Genomic DNA, 2,114 nt, shown 5'->3' on the forward strand with positions numbered 1-2,114 from the left:
CGACGGCGACGGTTGTAGCATTCATGTCGGACTCCTTTCGTTGAAGACCTGATCCCCACGCCAATGAAGACCAGTGCGCCATTTGGACGCGAAAAACGAGAGGAGTCCATCCCATCATTCGACACGGATGCGCAAGTGTGTCTGTCCCTGCGCTGCTCCTGGTATAGGCGCGCCGGTCAAATCGAGCATTAGCCCTCATGCTGGAAGGCAGGTATTTCAATCCTGACGTGTATTTAGAGACGGACTCCGGTCGCGTCTTCACACCTGAGCGAAGCGCTGCGGCGTTTGAACGTGCTTACGCAGATCTGGAGCGCGCCCTCCTTTTGGCTTCGCCAGGCGCACGCTTGTTCGTTGTCGTAGGTGTACAGGGCTCGGGCAAGACCACTTGGGTTCGCGAACACGCAGCAGTCCTGGGCGAATCCGCTTTTTTCTTTGACGCCGCGTTGCCTCGCGCGATTCATAGGGCTCGCGCCGTCGGCATCGCGAAGACCGTTGGCGTTTCAGTAGTCGCCGTTTGGATTCAGGCTACGCTCGAAGCTGCCCTGGCGCGCAACCGGATGAGACGAAATGATCATCGCGTACCCGATTCTGCGATTCAGAGCGTCCACTCGATCATGGAGCGGCCTTCGGTTGCCGAGGGATTCGAAGAAGTGAGGGAGGTGAGAACGTGAGAGGCACGCGGGCCAACCGGTTGTTCGACAAAGATCGTCCGTGCAGCGCTGCCGCTTCGCATCATCAGCCTCCGGCCGGTCAATGCCAAGCTTAGAAAACATATGGCCCTGGATCAAGCACTCGTCGATGCCGCAATTCAGCAAGCGTTGTTGCGCTTCCCCACAGGCTACGCAGGCGCTGCGGCTGTCCGACTGGAAACTGGCCAAATCTTGACAAGCATCTGCTTCGATCCGCCGAACGCAGGAGCTGGCTTGTGCCATGAGACCGGCGCATATTGTGAGGCCAATCGGCTCGGTGCTCGCGTTGTCGCGTCCGTGCGCGTGTCTCGTAGCCAGCCCGACAGGCCGTTCCTTATTCTGACGCCCTGTGGAATCTGCCAGGAACGCCTTGCGTTGTGGGGCGCAGATGTTGAGGTTGCGGTCGCCGTGCCTGGAAATCCAGGGGCTTGGCAATCAAAGCGTCTCCGTGAGATACAGCCCCACTATTGGCGCAACGCCGTCGAAGATGCCGACGAGCTCTGAGGGGGTGGCTGCAACTCCGCGCGGATGGCAGCGACGTCTGGCTTCGCCCGGGATTGCCAGCGCAGGACGCGATAGCCGGCGCTAGCCAGCATCGCATCGCGCTTGGCGTCCTTTCCGCCGTCGTGGGTGCGGTCGTCAAGCTCCACGATAGCGACGATGGCACCACCCGAGCGTCGCTGCGCGACGAAGTCGACGATCTTCTGGGAAAACATGCCGCGCGCTTGAAAGTAAGCCTTGCCGTCCTTGCGCGGAATGGCGGGCTCCAAGAGCGCTCTCATCGAGACTTGGGGACAGAAACGCAGCTCGGGCGCCGCAGCTTCCAGGCGGCCGAGAAATTCGAGCTCGTTCGCGGTGAGGAGAGCCTTCGGTTTGAACTTGACGTCGGCGTTGCCGCTGCCCTCACGCCTCCGCGTGCGTGTGGACTCGCTACCTTGCTGCTCGCACGCGAGCGTGCTGGGGCCAACAAGCGCTATCTCATGCGCTATCAAAGGCGGGTTTGGCCCCTGAAACGACAAAGGCCTTCCGAAGAAGGTCTTTGCGAATCAACAGCTTACGCTGTGTTTGTTTTGGCTCCTCGACCTGGGCTCGAACCAGGCACCTACGGATTCACAGTCGGAGGTCAGCCATCACTTACCGTTGAGTCCAGTCCGAGCTGATCTCAGTGGCTGCCTACGAAGAGGGGCGAACCCAGTAAGGGTGGCTGCTCGGCGTCGGCGGACAGACTGTCGGTTAGGACCAGAGCCAAGCGGGAGAGCCAAATTCCGTGCGGAGCTTGACGGAGTCCCAGTCCGCCATGGAGTTGACCCGGTTCGGTGGACACATCATTCTTTGTGTTCAAGGAGCCGTAAATGTCCAAGGTCAGACCGCCGTACCCGGCGGAATTCAGGCAGCAGATGGTGGAGTTGGTGCGTGCCGGTCGCA

General features: G+C 60.4%; 3 protein-coding genes. 2 read left to right on the forward strand and 1 reads right to left on the reverse strand.

The window, feature by feature from the left end:
* Window positions 1–197: 197 nt before the first annotated feature.
* The gene (locus tag IM725_RS19865) at window positions 198–671 is read left to right on the forward strand and encodes a hypothetical protein (protein ID WP_193782373.1); all 474 of its coding nucleotides are present in this window, start codon (window positions 198–200) and stop codon (window positions 669–671) included.
* A 102-nt stretch (window positions 672–773) separates the two neighbouring features.
* On the forward strand, window positions 774–1,193 hold the full coding sequence (locus IM725_RS19870; protein WP_193782374.1) for a cytidine deaminase: 420 nt from the start codon (window positions 774–776) through the stop codon (window positions 1,191–1,193).
* Here IM725_RS19870 and IM725_RS19875 read toward each other — a convergent pair.
* Window positions 1,154–1,681: a DUF2726 domain-containing protein gene (locus tag IM725_RS19875; protein ID WP_193782375.1), complete on the reverse strand. Its 528-nt coding sequence runs from the start codon at window positions 1,679–1,681 to the stop codon at window positions 1,154–1,156. The two genes, IM725_RS19870 and IM725_RS19875, sit on opposite strands and share 40 nt — an antisense overlap.
* Window positions 1,682–2,114: the final 433 nt, after the last annotated feature.

This window comes from Ramlibacter aquaticus, assembly GCF_015159745.1.
Lineage (GTDB): Bacteria > Pseudomonadota > Gammaproteobacteria > Burkholderiales > Burkholderiaceae_C > Ramlibacter > Ramlibacter aquaticus.